The 17,069-nt window shown below is 64.4% G+C and carries 14 protein-coding genes; 8 read left to right on the plus strand and 6 right to left on the minus strand.

Annotated features, from left to right (window positions below; genetic code table 11):
* Positions 1–61 precede the first annotated feature (61 nt).
* On the plus strand, positions 62–1,381 hold the full coding sequence (locus tag B0G82_RS20000) for a DNA topoisomerase IB (protein ID WP_121308782.1): 1,320 nt from the start codon (positions 62–64) through the stop codon (positions 1,379–1,381).
* A gap of 84 nt (positions 1,382–1,465) precedes the next feature.
* Here B0G82_RS20000 and B0G82_RS20005 read toward each other — a convergent pair whose 3' ends face one another.
* Entirely contained in the window at positions 1,466–1,759 is a 294-nt protein-coding gene (locus tag B0G82_RS20005) for a hypothetical protein (protein WP_121308783.1), read from the minus strand.
* A gap of 43 nt (positions 1,760–1,802) precedes the next feature.
* A complete protein-coding gene (locus B0G82_RS39775; RefSeq protein WP_158608171.1) occupies positions 1,803–1,946 on the minus strand; it encodes a hypothetical protein in 144 nt (47 codons plus the stop codon).
* A 27-nt stretch (positions 1,947–1,973) separates the two neighbouring features.
* Here B0G82_RS39775 and B0G82_RS20010 point away from each other — a divergent pair, with 27 nt between their 5' ends.
* From B0G82_RS20010 to B0G82_RS20025, 4 genes are all read left to right on the plus strand, one after another.
* Complete coding sequence (locus tag B0G82_RS20010; protein WP_121308784.1) at positions 1,974–2,501, plus strand: PRC-barrel domain-containing protein; 528 nt, start codon at positions 1,974–1,976, stop codon at positions 2,499–2,501.
* 153 nt (positions 2,502–2,654) lie between these two features.
* Positions 2,655–3,041, plus strand: a complete 387-nt coding sequence (locus tag B0G82_RS20015) for a DUF3175 domain-containing protein (protein WP_121308785.1) — start codon at positions 2,655–2,657, stop codon at positions 3,039–3,041.
* 91 nt (positions 3,042–3,132) lie between these two features.
* A complete protein-coding gene (locus tag B0G82_RS20020; RefSeq protein WP_121310733.1) occupies positions 3,133–4,452 on the plus strand; it encodes a cation:proton antiporter in 1,320 nt (439 codons plus the stop codon).
* Positions 4,453–4,518: 66 nt separating this feature from the next.
* Complete coding sequence (locus B0G82_RS20025; RefSeq protein WP_116148877.1) at positions 4,519–5,088, plus strand: FUSC family protein; 570 nt, start codon at positions 4,519–4,521, stop codon at positions 5,086–5,088.
* Here the strand turns inward: B0G82_RS20025 and B0G82_RS20030 are convergent, their stop codons facing one another.
* Entirely contained in the window at positions 5,089–6,039 is a 951-nt protein-coding gene (locus B0G82_RS20030; protein ID WP_121308786.1) for an AraC family transcriptional regulator, read from the minus strand. It abuts the gene before it with no gap.
* 116 nt (positions 6,040–6,155) lie between these two features.
* On the opposite strand from B0G82_RS20030, the gene B0G82_RS20035 reads away from it, so the two are divergent.
* On the plus strand, positions 6,156–6,527 hold the full coding sequence (locus tag B0G82_RS20035) for a carboxymuconolactone decarboxylase family protein (protein WP_106278336.1): 372 nt from the start codon (positions 6,156–6,158) through the stop codon (positions 6,525–6,527).
* Between the two features lie 30 nt (positions 6,528–6,557).
* Here B0G82_RS20035 and B0G82_RS20040 read toward each other — a convergent pair whose 3' ends face one another.
* On the minus strand, positions 6,558–7,610 hold the full coding sequence (locus B0G82_RS20040) for an aldo/keto reductase (RefSeq protein WP_121308787.1): 1,053 nt from the start codon (positions 7,608–7,610) through the stop codon (positions 6,558–6,560).
* 256 nt (positions 7,611–7,866) lie between these two features.
* Between B0G82_RS20040 and B0G82_RS20045 the strand changes: the two genes are divergently transcribed.
* Both B0G82_RS20045 and pdeR read left to right on the plus strand, forming a co-directional pair.
* Positions 7,867–12,339: a DEAD/DEAH box helicase gene (locus tag B0G82_RS20045; RefSeq protein ID WP_199730144.1), complete on the plus strand. Its 4,473-nt coding sequence runs from the start codon at positions 7,867–7,869 to the stop codon at positions 12,337–12,339.
* A 227-nt stretch (positions 12,340–12,566) separates the two neighbouring features.
* The gene (gene pdeR, locus B0G82_RS20050; RefSeq protein ID WP_116145204.1) at positions 12,567–14,570 is read left to right on the plus strand and encodes a cyclic di-GMP phosphodiesterase; all 2,004 of its coding nucleotides are present in this window, start codon (positions 12,567–12,569) and stop codon (positions 14,568–14,570) included.
* Between the two features lie 75 nt (positions 14,571–14,645).
* Here pdeR and B0G82_RS20055 read toward each other — a convergent pair whose 3' ends face one another.
* Both B0G82_RS20055 and B0G82_RS20060 read right to left on the minus strand, forming a co-directional pair.
* Positions 14,646–15,530, minus strand: coding sequence for a crotonase/enoyl-CoA hydratase family protein (locus tag B0G82_RS20055; protein ID WP_106278344.1), 885 nt, complete (start codon positions 15,528–15,530; stop codon positions 14,646–14,648).
* Positions 15,531–15,958: 428 nt separating this feature from the next.
* Complete coding sequence (locus B0G82_RS20060; protein ID WP_121308789.1) at positions 15,959–17,062, minus strand: malate/lactate/ureidoglycolate dehydrogenase; 1,104 nt, start codon at positions 17,060–17,062, stop codon at positions 15,959–15,961.
* Between the last annotated feature and the right edge of the window lie 7 nt (positions 17,063–17,069).

Below are 17,069 nucleotides of genomic sequence, written 5' to 3' on the forward strand. Positions count from 1 at the left end.
TTGCTTGCAAGCACGGTCACCGGCGCCACGCGCCTTCTGCTTGAAATTTCTACCAGCGACGATGGCTGCTACAACAACCCCGATTCAACGCCGCCCCGCACGCGCGGACGACGACAGCGCTAAACAGCCCACGCCCGCCGCCCTGCCGCCGGGCCTGCGCCACGCCGACGACACCAAGCCCGGCATCACACGTCAGCGTGAAAAGGACGGCTTCGCGTACTTCGACGTGACGGGCAAACGCATCGACGACGAAGACGAAATCAAACGCATCAACGCGCTCGCCATTCCGCCGGCATACGAAAACGTGTGGATCTGTCCGGATCCGCGCGGCCATATCCAGGCGACGGGGCGCGATGCGCGCGGCCGCAAGCAATATCGCTATCACCCTCGCTGGCGTGAAACGCGCGACGCGGACAAATACGAACGCATGGCCGAGTTCGGCCACGCGTTGCCGAAGATCCGCGCCCGTGTCGCGCGAGACCTGAATCTGCCGGGCATGCCATGCGACAAAGTCATCGCCGCGATCGTGCAGTTGCTGGATACGACGCTGATCCGGATCGGCAGTGTCGAATACGCGCGCGATAACCAGTCGTATGGTTTGACGACATTGCGCAAGAAGCACGTGAAGATCGAAGCCGGCCAGTTGCGCTTCAGATTTCGCGGCAAAAGCGGCGTCGAACACGACGTGACGGTGAACAACCCGCGCGTCAAACGCATCGTGCGGCGTTGCGCCGACCTGCCGGGCCATGACCTGTTCCAGTATCTCGACGCGGACGGCACGCGCCACACCGTCGGCTCCGCCGATATCAACGACTATCTGCGCCGCGCGAGCGGTGCGGACTTCACGGCCAAGGACTATCGCACATGGGCCGGCAGCGTTTATGCACTGGCCGCGCTGCGCCGCCTGATGTGCAGCAGTGCGGCTGAAGCACGCCGTCATATCGTCGCGACCGTGAAGGACGTGGCGGCGTTGCTGCGCAATACGCCGGCCGTTTGCAGACGTTGCTACATTCACCCCGCCGTGATTAGTTCGTTCGAAGCGGACGAGTTGCAGCGCCTCGCGCCCGCTGAATCGCGCCGCGGGTTGAAAGCGGACGAAGTCGCGCTGGCCACGCTGCTTGCGCAGGCGGAGAAACGCGCGGCGAAGCTCGCACGGCAGGCGGGTGCGAAAGGCCGCAAGGCGCGCGAATCGGCGGTGGCGGAAAGCATCGACGATTCGATCACGAGTCTGCTGAAGAAATCGCGCGTGGTGCGCAAAGCGGCAGCCGCGAAGGTCGATGCGAAGACGGGAGCGCAAGCTGCGCGGCGAGCCGCCGCGCCTCGGGCGACAGGTGCGCGCGCGGCGAGTGCGTCACGTGCAGTGAAACAGACCGCGCCTTAGAACCTTGAAACTGGAGAGATCACCGCGCAGGGCCTGTCGCGCTTTTTGAATCGTCGCGTTTGGCCCCGCCGCTTCACCGCGCGCTCACTGACCTTTCGTATCGCTGCTTGCGTCCGCGCCCGGCGTATTGGTCGAATCGGTCATCGGCTTCCTGGTTTTCGTTTTAGACATGTGATGCGATTTGGAGCCACTGGAACTCATCGCTCCCGATGGGGGTTGTCCATTCGTGGTCGGTGCCGCTGTCGCCGCGCCGTGAGCGTTCCCCGAACCGCCGGTGCCCGCGCCGCCACCGTTACCGTTGCCGCCGCCCGCTTGGGCGAACGCCGCGCCCGACATCGCAACGAGTGCCGACACCAGCAATGCTTTTGTATGTTTCATCTCCTCTACTCCGACGAAATATTTTCAATCGCGTCAGCACGCTTTACGCGTTCAACGCCACGTCCGGCACGCCGCTACGCACGCGCTTCGCGCAAAACGCACGCGTGTACGACGCATGGAGCACCTCGCGCAATATCGCGCGCAGGCCTTCCGCCACACGGAGGAACGCCGGTTGCTCAACTTGCACACACCCAACCTGTAGAGGAGGCTCATCATGGTGAACCAGACACAAACGCAAGGCGGCATGCGCCAGGAACAGGGCGCCCGGGTCATCGGCAAGGGCAGCGCGACCGCGGACGGACCCGGCCCGGACGTGATGACCGCCGCCACGCTCGACGGCAACAAGGTGCTCAGCAGCGACGGCGAGGACATCGGCAAGATCAAGGACATCATGCTCGACGTCGGCTCGGGCCGCGTTGCGTATGCCGTGCTCTCGAACGGCGGCTTTCTCGGCATCGGCGACAAGCTGCTCGCCATTCCATGGCATGCACTAACGCTCGATACCAGCCGCAAATGCTTCGTGCTGAACATGACCGCGGAACGCGTGAAGAACGCCCCGGGCTTTGACAAGGACCACTGGCCATCCATGGCGGACCAGACCTGGGCCACGTCTGTGCATCAGTACTACGGCAGCGAACCCTATTGGGGCCGCGACTCAAACTTGCGTCGCGACGACTATGGCGTGGGCGACGTTCCGCCCGCGTCGCCGGATGCGCCGGAGGCCGGCGGCCTGAAGTTGTAACGCGTGCTCACGGTCGGCGCACGTGGCCGTAGGGCGCCACGTGTGCTGACAGCGATGCGCCGGCATGCCGCCATCGCGGCAGCCGGCGCGTTTCACTTTGAGCGCACAATGAGCGTGATCAGCGCGCGCAAGATTTGATAAGGAGGCGGCAGCATGGCCACACGCAAATCCACCAGCAAGTCCAGGCGCCCGGTCACGCGCGGCAAGTCGGGCCGGCCACCGCGCCAGCGGCATGCCAAGGCTCACGCGGCGCATGCCGCTAAAAGCCCGAAGAAGTGGTCGCATCACGTAATGGAAACCAGTGACGCGATGGATATCGAGCACGATGTGTTCAAAACCGGCAGCGCGGAATCGATCGCGCAATCGCTCAAGCAGTCGTCCACGAAGAGCAGCCGCCGCAAAGGCACGCCGTTCCAGTCGGCCATGTCGATGCTGAACTTCTATATCAACCGCGCCGGCAAAAACCTGCCGAAAACGCGCCGCGATACCTTGCAGCAGGCCAAGCGCAAGCTGCGCGAAGCATTCGGGCGCGCGCCCTGAAATGACGCGCCGGTAATCGGCGCGGCGGGGCGCACCGTTGTTCAACCGGCCACGCATGCAGCACGCGCATGCGGGCCCTCACCGGATGCTCATGCACGAAACTTTGTGGTTTCTCATTGTTGGCGCAGTGCTCGTTTTCATGGGCCTGGCGGCGACCACACTGCGGCGCCTACCCGTCAGCGCCGCCATGTTTTATCTCGCGATCGGCTACTTCCTTGGGCCGCCCGGTATTGGCTTGCTGCGTCTCGATATGATCGCCGACGCGCATCTGCTGCGCACCATCACCGAAGTCGCACTGCTCGTCTCGCTGTTCGCTATCGGCCTGCGATTGCGGCTTGGCATGCTCGAAAAACTCTGGACCGTGCCACTGCGTCTGGGCTTTCTTGCGATGCTCGCGACCATTCCGCTGCTGATGCTGTTCGGCGTGTACGTCCTGCATCTCGGCTGGGGGCCTGCCTTGCTGCTGGCGGCGATCCTCGCGCCGACCGACCCGGTTCTGGCCCACGATGTGCAAGTGCACAACCCCGGCGACCACGATCTGCTGCGCTTCGCGCTCTCCGGCGAGGGCGGCCTGAACGACGGCATCGCGCTGCCCTTCGCGATGCTCGGCCTCGCGTTATGCGCGGCGCCCGCCGCCGAAGCGGGCGATCTGTTGAACCTGGCGCTCGCAGGCAGCATGGTGTGGGGCGTGGCGGGCGGAATCGCGATCGGCGGCATGCTCGGCTGGGCCACCACACACGCGGTGACGTGGCTGCGCACGCGCCACGCGCAGGCGCTCGGACTCGAAGGTTTTTTCGCGCTCGGTTTGATCGTGCTGTCGTTCGGCACCGCACAGCTCGCGCACACCTATGGCTTTCTGGCCGTGTTCGCTGCCGGTGTCGCGATGCGCCGTGTCGAACACCGCGCGAGCGGCGGCCAGTCGCCACGCGAAACCATCGGCACCGTGGATTCCGCAGACGTCGAAGCGACCGCGGCGAATCCGAGCAAGGCCCACGCGTATATGACGGAGTCGGTGCTCGGCTTCACGATCGAGCTCGAACGCATCGCCGAGGTCGCCGTCATGGCAATGGTGGGCAATGTGCTCGCCACGCTGCACACGCCGCTCTTTACCTGGCACACCGTCGCGCTGACCGCGGCGCTATTCGTGCTGGTGCGGCCGGCAGCGGTGGAGTTGTCGTTGCTTGGATCGAGCGCGACGCCGACGCAACGCCGTTTGATGAGCTGGTTCGGCATACGCGGCATCGGTTCGTTTTACTACCTCGCGTACGCGCTGGAAAACGGCGCTGCAACCGAGGTCGTCCCACTCGTGCCGTTCACGCTGGCGGCGATCGCGGCGTCCGTGGTGATTCACGGCGTTTCGGCGACACCGTTGATGAGCTGGTATCGCCGGCTGCGCAGTCGTGAAGGTTAGTTCGACCGTCAATTGGAGTCGCTAGAATACGTGACCTTCATGCCGCGACAAGGCTTCTCCCATCCGATGATCCCACCCGACGATTCCCGACGCACGGCACGGGCGAGCGCCGCCAACTCGCTGTTTGCCTTTCTCAAGTCGTTGCCGCTCGGCGAGCGCCTGATCGAAGGCAGCTTCATGGCTGTGCAGGCGGTCGCCGGCGCGAGTCTGGCGGTCGCCATCGGCCGCCTGCTGCATACGGAGCAAAGCTTCTGGGCCGCGATCACAGCGATCGCGGTCAGCCAGCATAGCTATGTCGACACCCGCAACCTGTCGCGCGATCAATTCATCGGCGCGATGCTGGGCGGCTTGTGCGGACTGGTGGGTGCCACGTTCGGCGCCGGCTATTTCGCGGCTTACGCGGCCACGGTGGGCGTGGCGATCGCCCTGTGCTGGACGCTGAATGTCGGCAGCGCGGCGCGTCTGGGCGGTATCACGGCGACGATCATGCTGCTGGTGCCGGGCATAGGGCCCGCGTGGGACAGAGCCCTGCTTCGCCTCGGCGAAGTGACGCTCGGCACGGTCTGCGCGTTGCTGGTGGCCTTTCTGATGTCGTGGATCGAGCATCGCTGGTTTGGCAAACCGGGCAAGCCGTAGCTAGTTTTCCGTCCCATCGTTTTCTTGCGGACGACGCCGGTAGCGTCCCGGCGGCACGCCGACACTTTGCTGAAACGCCTTGCCGAAAGCGGCTTCCGATTGATAGCCGACCGCCTCGCCGATCTCGGCCGCGCTGCGCTGCGTGCGGCGTAGCAGATCGCAGGCGATGGTCATGCGGATCTGCGTAAGAAAGTCCATCACCGTCATGCCCGCGCGCTCGTTGAAATGGCGTGCGTAAGTGGCGCGCGACATGGCGGCGAGAGCGCCGAGTTCGGCGATGGTCCACGCCCGTTCGGGCGCGCTCAGCATGCCCTGCACAGAAGCGCCGAGGCGTGCGTCGGCAAGCAAGGCGAGTACGCTTGACGCCGAGGCGTTCTGCTCGCCGTGCGCCCTCAGCGCGATGGCGAGCAGCGCGTGGCTCAACGCGGTGACGATCGCGAGCGCGCCCGCCTGGCGCCGTTCGGCCTCGCTGCGCATCAGCGCGATGACCGTTTGCAGCGAGCCCCGCGTTTCCATGCCGCTCAGCGAGACATGCAACGGATCAGGCAGCGCGTTCAGTAGCAAGGCCGACGAACCTGGCGAATAGACGAAGCGTCCGCACAGAAGATCGAGGTCGGCGGGGATGCGCGCGCTGTCGTTCCCGTCGTTGCGTCGCAACGGCAGCATGCCGTCATGGCTTTGCGTCAACGGTGCGGCTGCGTTCGAGCGCCGCATATCGCGCACCCGATGCGCCGCGCCGCGCGGAAACAGCATGAAGTCGCCCGTGCGCAACTCGCGCTGGGCGCCGTCGGCGGTTTCGACGACGCACGCGCCGTCCAGCACCAGATGAAACGGCGCAATGCCCGCTTCCAACTGCCCATGATCGATGTCGAAGGCGCCCGACAGCAGGCAACGCAGGTCGAGACTGGCTTGGGGCCGGGCAAGGTCGATCAGTCGGCTAAGCGTATCCATGAGACGATCGCGCTAAAAGTTGAGCGAATCGAGTATTCAGGATATCGCGGCGCGGCGCAATACTTGTCTCACGACGCCGGCACCTGCCGACGCGCATCACCCCAAGGAGCACTGCCATGTTGAACTGGATCGATTACCGTCAGGAACTGTTCGGCCGTATCGGCGAAATCGCCAAACTGTCGCCGGATACCGTCAGGGGCTATCAGGCGCTTTCGACCGCCGGCCAGAAGAAGGACCTGCTCGGCGCCAGGACGCGCGAACTGATCGCACTCGCGGTCGCGGTCAGCCTGCGTTGTGACGGCTGTATCACCGTCCATACCGCCGAAGCGCTCAAACATGGCGCAACGCGCGAGGAAATCGCCGAAGCGCTGGGCGTGGCGATCGCCGTCAATGCGGGCGCCGCGATGGTGTACTCGGCTCGCACGATGGATGCCACAGCGGCTTATACAGCGCAGGCGTCTGACGCAGCGCAGGCTGCCACGGAATGACTGCCGGCATCGCGAGATGCCGGGCTGCCGCTACACCGCCGGATGCCGCGCCTCTTCAAGCTGTTTGCGGCGCGGCTCGCCCTGACGCTCCAGCATCCAGCCCGGATATTCCGTCGGCAGCGCACTGACCTGATCGAGTTTCACGAGGTCATCCGCGGTGAGCGAAACGCCGGTCGCGGCGATATTGTCGTCGAGCTGCTCGACCCTCTTCGCGCCGACGATCACCGTGGTGACCACCCGCTGATGCAGCAGCCACGCGAGCGCAATCTGCGCGACCGATACCTGCTTCGCCTCGGCGATCCCGCGCATCACGTCGATGCAGTCATAAGCGCGCTCGCGATTGACTGGCGGGAAATCGAACGTCGTGCGACGGCTGCCCGCCTCGCCCTGTTGCTCACGCCCGTACTTGCCGCTCAGCAGTCCGCCCGCGAGCGGACTCCACACCATCAGGCCGAGGCCTTCGCTGTGCAGCATCGGCGCGAGTTCGCGTTCGAGGTCGCGGCCCGCCAGCGTGTAATACGCCTGCAACGTTTCGAAGCGCGCGAGCCCGAGGCGCTCGGAAATGCCGAGCGCTTTCGCAATCTGCCACGCGGCCCAGTTCGACACGCCCACGTAGCGCACATGGCCGTGCTGCACGAGCGTGTCGAGCGCGCGCAGGGTTTCCTCGATCGGCGTGGCCGGATCGAAACCGTGGATCTGATACAGGTCGACGTGATCGAGTTGCAGCCGCTTCAAGCTCGCCTTCACGCCGTCGATGATGTGATAACGCGAAGCGCCGCGCGCATTGGGGAACTCGCCCGTCTGGCCGAAGACTTTGGTGGCCACCACGATCTTGTCGCGCGGCACCTTGAGGTTTTTCAGCGCCTGGCCCGTGATCTGTTCGGACAGGCCCTCCGAGTAGACGTCGGCTGTGTCGATGAAATTGATGCCCGCGTCGAGCGCCCGGCCAACCAGCCGCTCCGCGTCCGCCTGCTGCAGATCGCCGATCTGCTTCCAGATGCCCCCGCCGCCGCCGAAGGTCATCGTGCCCAAACATAGCTCTGAGACAAAAACACCGGTACGGCCCAACTGGTTGTATCGCATCGTCGAGACTCCATCGTGGTTCGTGGATGGGTGAGGCGTAGAGAGTACTGCAATCGGCGGAATCCGGCAGCGCGTGACCCAGGCGCGCGTCACACGGCAAAAATTTCCGCAACGCGGCTTTCGCTCGCGACATAAATGCCGACCCGCGGCCCTCGGCAAAACCGGTGTAAACCTGCCAGACTGATTCCTGAACCATGCAACCGGCTGCTTTCGCCGCCCTCTGGATATGGCACGCCCCGCCCCCAACTATGCAAGCATGACTTCGGCTTCCACCACTACTGCTGCTTTGGGCGCGGCGCCCGCCGCCACGTCCGTCGCGACGCGCGCCCTCGGGCTCTCGACGGCCGGCGCGCTCGCCGATTTCCATCCCGCGGTCGCGAGCTGGTTCCTCAAGACCTTCCCCGCGCCGACCGACGCCCAGGCCGCCGCGTGGCCGCAGATTCGCCGTGGCCGCTCCACGCTGGTGGCCGCGCCGACCGGTTCGGGCAAGACGCTCACCGCCTTCCTGTCCGCGCTCGACGATCTGGTGCAGCAGGGCCTCGCCAACGGCGGCGCTCTGCCCGACGAAACGCTGGTGGTCTATGTGTCGCCGCTGAAGGCGCTCTCCAACGACATCCGCCTCAATCTGCAGTTGCCGCTGCAAGGCATCGCCGCGGAACTCGACGCGCGAGGCTTGCCGCCGCTGGATGTCCGCACCGCCGTGAGAACGGGCGACACCACGCAGCAGGAACGCAATGCGCTGAAGAAGCGCGCGCCCCATATTCTCGTCACCACGCCGGAATCGCTTTACGTGCTGCTCGGTTCGGACTCCGGCCGCCGCATGCTGTCGACCGTGCGCACGGTGATCGTCGACGAAATTCACGCGCTCGCCAGCGGCAAGCGCGGCAGCCATCTCGCGCTAAGCCTGGAACGCCTCGACGCGCTGTGCCAAAGGCGCTTGCCGCGGATCGGTTTGTCGGCGACGCAAAAACCGGTGAGCGCGGTCGCGCGCTTTCTGGTGGGCGGCGGCCGCATCGACAGCGGCATTCCAGCCGACTGCGCGATCGTCGACGTGGGTCATATTCGCGAACGCGATCTGGCGCTCGAGATTCCGCCCGTGCCGCTCGAAGCGGTCATGCCCAACGAAGTGTGGGAGCGCGTCTACGACCGCCTCGCCGAATTGGTGGCGATGCACCGCACAACGCTGATCTTCGTCAATACGCGCCGCATGGCCGAGCGCGCCGCGCGTCATCTGACCGAGCGGCTGGGCAAGGACGTGGTCGCCGCGCATCACGGCAGTCTCGCGAAGGAACATCGTTTCGACGCCGAACAGCGCCTCAAACGTGGCGAGCTGCGCGTGCTGATCGCCACGGCTTCGCTGGAACTCGGCATCGATATCGGCGACGTCGATCTGGTCTGCCAGATGGGTTCGCCGCGCGCGATCGCACCGTTCCTGCAACGGGTCGGACGCTCGGGTCACCATGTCGGCGGCATGCCGAAAGGCAGGCTATTTCCGAATTCGCGCGACGATCTGATCGAATGCGCCGCGCTGCTCGATTGCGTTCGGCGCGGCGAACTCGACGCGCTGCGCATTCCGCGCGCGCCGCTCGATGTGCTGGCCCAGCAGATCGTCGCGGAAGTCTCGAGCGCCGAATGGAACGAGGACGCGCTGTTCGACCTGATGCGGCGCGCGGCCCCGTACGCGGACCTGACGCGCGAGCAGTACGACGCTGTGCTGCGCATGCTTGCCGAAGGCTACACGAGCCGCAACGGTCCGCGCGCCGCTTACGTGCATCGCGACGTAGTGAGCGGCACGCTGCGCGGCCGGCGCGGCGGCAAGCTGGTCGCCGTGACGTCGGGCGGCACGATTCCCGAAAACGCCGACTATGCCGTCGTGCTCGAACCGCAGGCCATCAATATCGGCACCGTCAACGAGGATTTCGCTGTCGAAAGTCTGGCCGGCGACGTGTTTCAACTCGGTAACGCGTCATATCGGATTCTGCGGATCGAAAGCGGGCGCGTGCGGGTCGAAGACGCGCAGGGCCAGCCGCCGAATATTCCGTTCTGGCTCGGCGAAGCGCCGGGGCGCAGCGACGAGTTGTCCTTCGGCGTCGCGCGTTTGCGCGAACAGATCGCTCGCCTGCTCGACGATAAAAACGCGGCGGCGGACGAAACCGGCGCCGAAGCCGACACGCTTTCCGCCCGCATCGACCACGCGATCGACTGGCTGGTCGACAACCTGCATCTCGACGAAGCCGCGGCGCGCCAGATCGTCGACTATCTCGACCGCGCGCGCGCCGCGCTCAGCGTGCTGCCTACGCAGAACACGCTGGTCATGGAGCGTTTCTTCGACGAATCCGGCGGCACCCAGCTCGTGATCCACGCGCCATTCGGCAGCCGGGTCAACCGCGCGTGGGGCCTCGCGTTGCGCAAACGGTTTTGCCGCACGTTCAACTTCGAGTTGCAAGCCGCCGCCACCGAAGACGCGATCGTGCTGTCGCTGACCGGCAGCCACTCCTTCGTGCTCGACGAAGTATGGCGCTATCTGCATTCGAACAGTGCCGAGCATCTGCTGATTCAGGCGCTGCTCGATGCGCCATTGTTCGGCGTGCGCTGGCGCTGGAACGCGACGACCGCGCTCGGCCTGCCGCGATACACGGGCGGGCGCAAAACCGCGCCGCAATTGCAGCGCATGCGCAGCGAAGATCTGCTCGCGAACGTGTTTCCCGAACAGGCCGCGTGTCTGGAGAACGTCGTCGGCGAACGCGAACTGCCGCATCATCCGTTAGTGGACCAAACCGTCGACGACTGTTTGCACGAGGCGATGGACAGCGAACGCTGGATCGCGCTGCTGCGCCGTATCGAACAGGGCGACGTGCAACTGGTCGCGCGCGATTTGCCGACGCCCTCCCCGCTCGCCGCCGAAATCCTCAACGCGAAACCGTACGCCTATCTCGACGACGCGCCGATCGAGGAACGCCGCACGCAAGCCGTGCTGAACCGGCGCTGGACCGACCCGTCGAGTGCCGACGATCTCGGTGCGCTCGACGCGGAAGCCATCGAAAGCGTGCGCGATGAAGCATGGCCGCAAGCGCGCAACGCCGACGAGATGCACGAAGCGTTGACCGGACTTGCGTGTGTCACCGAGAGCGAAGCGCACCGCAACGAAGGCTGGCCGGCCTGGCTAGCGTCGTTGGCCGAATCCGGGCGCGCCACCCGCTTGCAGCTCGCCCACGATTGCGCCCTGTGGCTGCCGGTCGAACGCGTCACCTGTTTTCAGGCGCTCTATCCGCACGCCGAATTCGCGCCGCCGCTCGCCGCGCCGAAAGGCTACACGGAAAGCTGGAACGAAGACGATGCGCTCATCGACGTGCTCCGTGCGCGTCTGACCGGCTTCGGTCCGCTGCCTGTCGGCGCGATTGCCGAAGCGCTGCAGTTGCCGCTCGCATCGGTCGAACAGAGCCTGACGCGCCTCGAAGCCGAAGGCTACGTGATGCGCGGCCGCTTCACGCCGCAAGCCGCCGAAGAAGAGTGGTGCGAACGACATCTGCTCGCGCGGATTCACCGTTACACCGTTAAACGCTTGCGGCGCGAAATCGAGCCCGTGGAGCGGCACGATTTCATGCGCTTTCTGTTCGAGTGGCAGCATCTGACGCCGGACACGCGCAGCGAAGGTCGCGACGCGCTGGCCGCGGTCCTCGAACAGCTCGAAGGCTTCCAGGCCGCGGCGGCTGCGTGGGAGGAAGACATCCTGCCCGCGCGCGTGAAGGCGTATGCGAATACTTCGCTCGACGAACTATGCCGGGCCGGCAAGATAGTCTGGACGCGCCTGACGGAACGCGCGCGCGGCACCGGCGGGCCGATCCGCAGCACGCCCATCGTCCTGCTGCCGCGTGCGCAAGTGCGCGTATGGAGCGCGTTGCTCGATCCGTCGAAACAGCCGGAGTTGTCGGCGCGCGCGCAGAGCGTGCATGAAACGCTCGTGCAACACGGCGCAATGTTTTTCGATGAGTTGCTCGCCGAAGTTCGCGTATTGCGTATGGAATTGGAGAGTGCGCTGGGTGAGCTGGTGGCGGCGGGCCTCGTGAACTCCGACAGTTTCGCGGGCTTGCGCGCGTTGCTAAAACCGGTTGCCAAACGCAACGCGTTTTCCGGCAACCGGCGCGCGCGCTCGAGTGCGCTGATCGGCGGCATGGACGATGCGGGACGCTGGGCGCTCGTCAGCCGGCCCACCGCTGGTGCCGCTGCCGCGACGGAGAATGTGCCGGAGCGCCGCCGGCAATTGCCGCCCGAAGTGCTGGAACACGTGGCGATGACGCTGTTGCGCCGTTATGGCGTCGTGTTCTGGCGTCTGCTCGAACGCGAAGCCGAGTGGCTGCCGCCGTGGCGAGACCTGCTGCGCGTTTTTCAGCGGCTCGAAGCGCGCGGCGTGATTCGCGGCGGACGCTTTGTGAATGGCCTCGCCGGCGAACAATTTTCGCTGCCCGAAGCAATTCCCGTGCTGCGAGAAGTGCGGCGACATGCGAACGACGGTGCTTTTGTCTGTGTCGCCGGGACTGATCCGCTGAATCTCGCCGGCACTTTGCTGGTCGGCGAACGGGTGCCCGCAGTAGCGGGGAACCGAATTCTGTATCGCGACGGGATCGTGGCCGCGACCCTCGTGGCAGGGACTTTCTGGTTCGAACCGTCGTTGGAAGCGGTTCCCGCCGAAAGAGAAAAGGCTCGGGCGTGGCTGGCGCGGCGGTTTTAGCTTTTGGAATGCGCGCGGATCGCCGTAAATTACCTGAGTGTGACGGAAAAAATAGCATGTAAAAAAGGATGTGGAAAAGCCTAAAGCCACAAGTTTTACTGACCGTTAATCTTTATAAGCCTTATTCCAATCGCTTCGCTACAATGGGGACAGTCTTAAGTATGATGAAGACTGTTTGCCGCCTCCGCCTTCAAGGCGGCCACCGGCACACACCGCCCGGGGAGCTCATGAACGACGACCAACACGAGCAGGTGCTATTTGCCCAGTTCGGCACAAGCAGCCCATGCTGGCGTCTGTCGAACGACAGCAACGCGCTCGAACTCACGCCCGTCACTGGCGACGTGCCGGCCAGTGTCGCCATTCCGTTGAATCCTCAGCAGGCTTCGCAAATCCGTTGCCTCACGGGCGTGACCTCACACCTCGTCCTCGACGTGCGGCTGTTCGGCGAACCGTTGCGTCTGCATCTGGTCGGTAAAAAACTCAGCAGCAACAGTTGGGCCGGCACCGCCTCGGCCTATGACGACACCGAATCCGTCGCCCGCGATCTGGTCCACGGCCTCTCGTTTGCCGAACAGGTCGTGTCCGAAGTGAATTCGGTCGTCGTGATCGTCGACCGGCATGGTCGGATACAGCGCTTCAACCGTCTTGCCGAAGAACTTACGGGCGTCAAGGAAGAGAACATTGTCGGCCGCAACGTCTGGGCGTTGTTCATGTCCACCGAAGACGGCGCGGCCTCCAGCCAGAACATTGCGGGCTTCTTCAATCGCGGCGTGTCGTACGAAGTCGAGCGGCGCGTCAAAACAGTGCATGGCGAGCGGCTATTTCTGTTCCGCAACAAGTTCGTGCAGAGCGGCAGTGGCATCGACGAACAATTCCTGATCTGCTCCGGCACCGACATCACCGAGGAACGGCTCGCGCAGGAACGCCTCACCGAACTGGCCAATACCGACTCGCTCACCGGCCTCGCGAACCGCAACGCGATCCAGGACAAGATCCGCGCCGCTATCGAAGACGCAGCGCCAGGCGAAGCCGTCGGCGTGCTGTTCCTCGACCTCGACAACTTCAAGAAGGTCAACGACCACTACGGCCACGTCTTCGGCGACCGCCTGATCCGCGACGTGTCGTCGGCCATCGGCGAGTGCCTGAATGAAGGCGATACGCTCGCGCGTCTCGGCGGTGACGAATTCATCGTCCTCGCCGCCAAGGGCACGGCGCACGAACTCGAAACCACCGCGCAGCGCATTCTTGAACGCATGCGCACACCGTTCGCGCTTGGGCTCGTCGAGGTCTACACGGGCTGCTCGATCGGCATCGCGCTGTATCCGGAACATGGCGACAGCCTCGAATCGCTGATCCGTTCGGCCGACACGGCCATGTACGTCGCCAAAGACGAAGGCAAGCGCACGCACCGCGTGTTCTCGCCGGAAATGAACCGCCGCGTCGCCGAGTACATGTGGCTCGACACCAACCTGCGGCGCGGCCTCGAAGAAGGCCAACTGACGCTGCACTACCAGCCGAAGCTGTCGCTCGCCACCGGCGTGGTGCAGGGCGTCGAAGCGCTGGTGCGCTGGAATTCGCCGGAGCGCGGGCAGATCATGCCGAACGAGTTCATCCGTTACGCGGAAGAGTCCGGGCTGATCGGCGTACTGGGCCGCTGGGTCATGGAAACGGCCGCGAAACAGGCCGCCAAATGGAAGGCGGACGGCTACAACCTGCGCATCGCGATCAATGTGTCGGCGCGGCAACTGGTCGATACGGCCGTGGTCCGCCATTTCAGCGAGGCGTTGCAGAACGCCAGGCTCGACCCCTGCCTGATCGACCTCGAACTGACCGAGAGCTGCCTGATTGAAGACGAAACGGCCGCGATCGATCTGATCAAGCAGTTCCGCCAGCTCGGCGCGCAGGTTCATCTGGACGATTTCGGCACGGGTTATTCGTCGCTGTCGCAACTCGGCCGGATTCCGCTCGATGTCATCAAACTCGACCGCAGCTTCGTGCGCTCGATCAACGCCGACACCAAAGCGCAGGCACTGGTGCGCTCCATGGTGGCCGTCGCGCAGGAATTGAATTTCAAGGTGGTCGCCGAAGGGATCGAGACCGAGTCGGAAGAAGTGTTCATGAAGGGCCTGGGCGTGGATTACGTGCAGGGTTTCCTGTACGGTCAGGCCATGCCGGCGGCTGATTTCGAACGCTGGTTGCAGGATAGACAGAAGCTCAGGCTGATTGCCTGAGCTTCCGGTGCCGCCGCCCTTGTGGCTCGTTGTGGTCGAACCTCTGGTCGAACCCGTCGCCGAGCTCGGGTCAATTCAGGCGAAATTGGCCGCGCTGGCCGTCTGACGCAGGTTCGAGGTGCGGCGGTTCTGCAGCGTCACCAGCCGCTCCATGAAGGCGAGGTCCTTCTCCTCGATCGTGAAGGCGGCGTCGACCCAATCCTCGGTGATTTCCATCAGCTCGGCGCGCGAGAGTTGCAGCACGCGCTGGCGCGCCCGCAGCATCGCGCGGATGCCGTTCATTTTCGGCTTGAGCGTGTCGATGAAAGTACGGGTCGCCATATAGGCTTCGCCGGGTTCGAACAGCTGATCGACCAGACCCTTGCCGTAATGCCATTCGGCCGTATGCGATTCGCCGACGCCGATCAGCTCCTCCGCGAGCCGCATGCCGGCCTTGCGCGCCACCAGTGAATAACCGCCCATGCCCGGAAACAGGTTGAACGCGATCTCCGGGAAGCCCATGCGTGCGTCGCTCTGCGCGAGCAGGAAATGATGCGCGAGCGCGGCCTCGAAGCCCCCACCGAGTGCCGTGCCCTCCACCATCGCGATCGAAATCGCCCCCGTGTCGAATCCCCGCGACGCCGCATGCACGCAATCCACACAGGCGCGCGCATAGGACATCAACGCCTGACGCTTGCCGGCGCGGATCGCGTCCGCGAAGAAATCCAGATCGCCGCCGACGTTGTACATGGTCGGAATCAACGAACCGGTGACCCAGAAATCGATCGGCAATCCTGATTCCCGTGCTGCCTGCGCGAGTTCCAGGATGTCATGGACCAGGTCGAGATTGAAACAGGGACGCGGCTGCGCCCGCAACATCATCCACATGACATTGCGGCCTTCTTCGTAGTAAGCCGAAATTTGCGAAAGATTGCCGGCTTCGAGGAACGGACGGCAGGCGTGATGGTTATGCAGATTCATTTTGAACGGTCCTTTTAAGGTTAAACACTGGTATTGCTATGCGAGCCTAAAGCAGACCGGAATTGGATGGGAGCGGGGTAACCAACAGATGAATGCAAGCCGCGTTCAAAATCCCGCCAGCAGGCGGTCTGCGAGAAAGAGAACGCACAGAGGCATGTCGCATCGGCGCAAACGCTTGCGCACCGAAAATGGGCGAAATCGACCCGCAAACAGGCGCGCGGCGCGCAATCAGTTGCGCACGGCCGGGGATTGAATGTCTTGCCGGAATGGCAAGACAGAGAAATTGTTTTCGATTAGAAAATGCAATCGAAAATGATAAGCAGCGAATTATTTTCTTCTGTGATGGGTTGGCTAACAGACGGTGTATGCGCTTCGCATAATCAAAACGCGGGCGACCCATCGCGCCCGCGCTTTTGCATCAAAATCGTTTATTGCAAACGCGCGGACCAGCGGCCGGCTTCTTCCGCGCTCATGCCGACGGCGAGCGCCGCGGCGAGAATCTGCGCCCATGTGGCCGAATCCACGGGAATACCCTCCGCCTCGCGCTGCGCGCGCGTCACGCGCTCGGGTTCTCCGGGCTCATAGATACGGTCGGTGCCGGCCGCGAGCGGCGAGTCCTTCACCCAGTCGACGAACGCGTCGGCTTCGGCTTGCGCATCGGGCGCGTCGAACGCGGCCGGATCGATGATCACCGACAGCATGCAGTTGATGATCGCGTTGGTCGTGCCGAGCGTGGTCGAGTGCGTGGTGAAGCCGCCCGAGAGCGCGCCGCCGAAAATCTCGCACATGGCCGCGAGCCCGAAGCCCTTATGTCCGCCGAACGGCGTCAGCGAACCGAACGGCGCTTCGTGCATGACTTTGGGTTCGAGCGTGGCGCGGCCCTCGTGATCGATCAGCGCGCCGGGTTGAACCTGCTTGCCCTGGTTATAGGCGACGCGCGTCTTGCCATAGGCCACCGTGCTGGTCGCGAAGTCGAGCACGAGAGGCGGCTTGCCGGGCCTCGGATACGCGGCGCAAAACGGATTCGTGCCGATGCGCCGGTCCGCGCCGCCAAACGGCGCGACGAGCGGATCGCCCGCCACGTTGACGAAGTGGAACGACACGAGACCCGCTCGTGCGCACTGTTCGGCCCAATGACCGATACGCCCGATGTGATGCGCGCCGCGCAAGCCGACCGCGCAGATGCCGAGGCGTCTGGCGCGCCCGATACCCTGCTCCATGGCCTCGAACGCCACCACTTGGCCGAAACCTCTGCCGCCTTCGACGGTCAGCACGGCGCCCGCGTCTTTGACCACGTCGGCATGCAGGTTCAACTGAAGCTCGCCGTCGGCAAGCGACGCCACATAGCGCGGGATCATGCCCACGCCGTGCGAGTCGTGGCCCGTCAGATTCGCCGCCACCAGATGATCGGCGACCAGTTCCGCTTCGCGTGGCGTGCTGCCCGCCCGCTCCCAGATTGCCCTCACATAGGCATGCAATTGATCGGCCGGAATCCGGGGCGTGACGGGTTGAGCGGTCGACTTATCGGTCATTCACAAG

Origin of the sequence: Paraburkholderia sp. BL17N1 (assembly GCF_003634175.1) — a bacterium.
Taxonomy (GTDB): Bacteria; Pseudomonadota; Gammaproteobacteria; order Burkholderiales; family Burkholderiaceae; genus Paraburkholderia.

Bases quoted from the DNA above. Each gene is read 5' to 3' on its own strand.
- B0G82_RS20000 (WP_121308782.1), top strand. From the start codon at position 62: ATGGCTGCTACAACAACCCCGATTCAACGCCGCCCCGCACGCGCGGAC.
- B0G82_RS20005 (WP_121308783.1), bottom strand. From the start codon at position 1,759: ATGAAACATACAAAAGCATTGCTGGTGTCGGCACTCGTTGCGATGTCG.
- B0G82_RS20010 (WP_121308784.1), top strand. From the start codon at position 1,974: ATGGTGAACCAGACACAAACGCAAGGCGGCATGCGCCAGGAACAGGGC.
- B0G82_RS20015 (WP_121308785.1), top strand. From the start codon at position 2,655: ATGGCCACACGCAAATCCACCAGCAAGTCCAGGCGCCCGGTCACGCGC.
- B0G82_RS20020 (WP_121310733.1), top strand. From the start codon at position 3,133: ATGCACGAAACTTTGTGGTTTCTCATTGTTGGCGCAGTGCTCGTTTTC.
- B0G82_RS20025 (WP_116148877.1), top strand. From the start codon at position 4,519: ATGATCCCACCCGACGATTCCCGACGCACGGCACGGGCGAGCGCCGCC.
- B0G82_RS20030 (WP_121308786.1), bottom strand. From the start codon at position 6,039: ATGGATACGCTTAGCCGACTGATCGACCTTGCCCGGCCCCAAGCCAGT.
- B0G82_RS20035 (WP_106278336.1), top strand. From the start codon at position 6,156: ATGTTGAACTGGATCGATTACCGTCAGGAACTGTTCGGCCGTATCGGC.
- B0G82_RS20040 (WP_121308787.1), bottom strand. From the start codon at position 7,610: ATGCGATACAACCAGTTGGGCCGTACCGGTGTTTTTGTCTCAGAGCTA.
- B0G82_RS20045 (WP_199730144.1), top strand. From the start codon at position 7,867: ATGACTTCGGCTTCCACCACTACTGCTGCTTTGGGCGCGGCGCCCGCC.
- pdeR (WP_116145204.1), top strand. From the start codon at position 12,567: ATGAACGACGACCAACACGAGCAGGTGCTATTTGCCCAGTTCGGCACA.
- B0G82_RS20055 (WP_106278344.1), bottom strand. From the start codon at position 15,530: ATGAATCTGCATAACCATCACGCCTGCCGTCCGTTCCTCGAAGCCGGC.
- B0G82_RS20060 (WP_121308789.1), bottom strand. From the start codon at position 17,062: ATGACCGATAAGTCGACCGCTCAACCCGTCACGCCCCGGATTCCGGCC.